The 1,489-nt window shown below is 72.5% G+C and carries 1 protein-coding gene; it reads right to left on the reverse strand.

All coding sequences use genetic code 11. The features are described 5' to 3' along the window. A partial coding sequence (locus ACZ3I4_RS47845) for an SDR family NAD(P)-dependent oxidoreductase (protein ID WP_465388844.1) occupies window positions 1-1,489 on the reverse strand: 1,489 nt, incomplete at both ends.

Below are 1,489 nucleotides of genomic sequence, written 5' to 3' on the forward strand. Positions count from 1 at the left end.
CGACATCCACGAGGCCGCCGCCGCCCCAGGGGCCCCAGGCGATCGAGGTGGCAACCTGACCACGGGCCCGGCGTTCCTGGGCCAGGGCGTCGAGGTAGGCATTGGCCGCGGCGTAACCCGCCTGCCCGCCACTGCCCCACACCGCGGCGATCGAGGAGAAGAGCACGAACGCATCCAGATCGGCATCCGCGAAGACCGCATCCAGGTTGGCCGCGCCGGTGACCTTCGCATGCAGTACGTCGACCAGCTCAGCACTCCCGATCCCGGAAAGCGGAGTGAGCTGACCGACACCTGCGGCATGGACGACGGTACGGACCGGGCTTCCGTCGGTTTCGAGGGAACGGGCGAGGGCGGTGAGGGCGGTCAGGTCGGTCGCGTCGCAGGCGACGACGGTTGCTCCGGCCCCCAGCTCCTGTATTTCTGCGACGAGTTCGGTTGTGCCGGGAGTGTCGGGTCCTCTGCGGCTGGTGAGGACGAGGTGCTGGGCTCCGTTGGCGGCGGCCCAGCGGGCGACCCGGGCACCGAGACCTCCGGTGCCGCCGGTGATCAGGACCGTGCCCCGTACCTTCCAGTCACGGTGGGGGCCTGCGGCGGCCCGCACGACACGCCGCACGAAGAGGCCCGAGGACCGGACAGCGACCTGGTCCTCGTCCCCGCCGTCGCCGTCGCCAGTGGGGTTGGCGAGGATGGTGGCGGTGCGGTCGAACGCACGGGCGTCCAGGGTCTCGGGCAGATCGATCAGACCGCCCCAGCCCTTCGGGTGCTCCAGCGCCACGACCCGGCCCAGACCCCAGACCTGGGCCTGGGCGGGGCTGCGCAGCGGGTCGGCGGGCCCGGTCGAGACCGCGCCGCGGGTCAGGCACCACAACGGCGCCTCCACTCCGGCCGAGACCAGGTGCTGGACCAGGCGCAGCGTGGAGGACAGCCCCGGGGAAACACCCCGGTCGAGAGCGCTGTCGTCGATGCCCAGGAGGGAGACGACACCTGACACGTCGAGAGTGGGGGGCAGGTCGTCGGTGCCGTCCGTGCGGACGACCTCCGCACCGGCCGCACGCAGACCGGACTCGCACCAGTCCACGACATCCGTGACGTCCGTGACGTCCGCGGGACCCGCTTGCGGTGCGACGAGCAGCCACCGGCCCGACAACGCGCCCGCCTGGGGCCGCGCGGGCTGTACGGGCTGTACGGGCTGTACGGGCTTCCAGGTGACGCGGTAACGCCATCCGTCGACCTCGGAACGCTGCTGCTGCCGGCGCCGCCAGGACGACAGCGCGGGCAGAACCTCGCCCAGCGGAGCATCGGCCGACAGCTCCAGATCACCGGCCAGCCCGGACAGATCCGCCCGCTCGACAGCCTCCCAGAACTCCGCGTCGACCGGGTCGCCGGCGGCGGTTTCGGGGGCCGCCTTGGGCGGCGCCGGCCAGTACCGCTCGTGCTGGAAGGCGTAGGTGGGCAGGTCGACGCACCGGGCGCCGGTGTTCGCGTAGTA

Source organism: Actinoplanes sp. NPDC021490 (assembly GCF_055562135.1).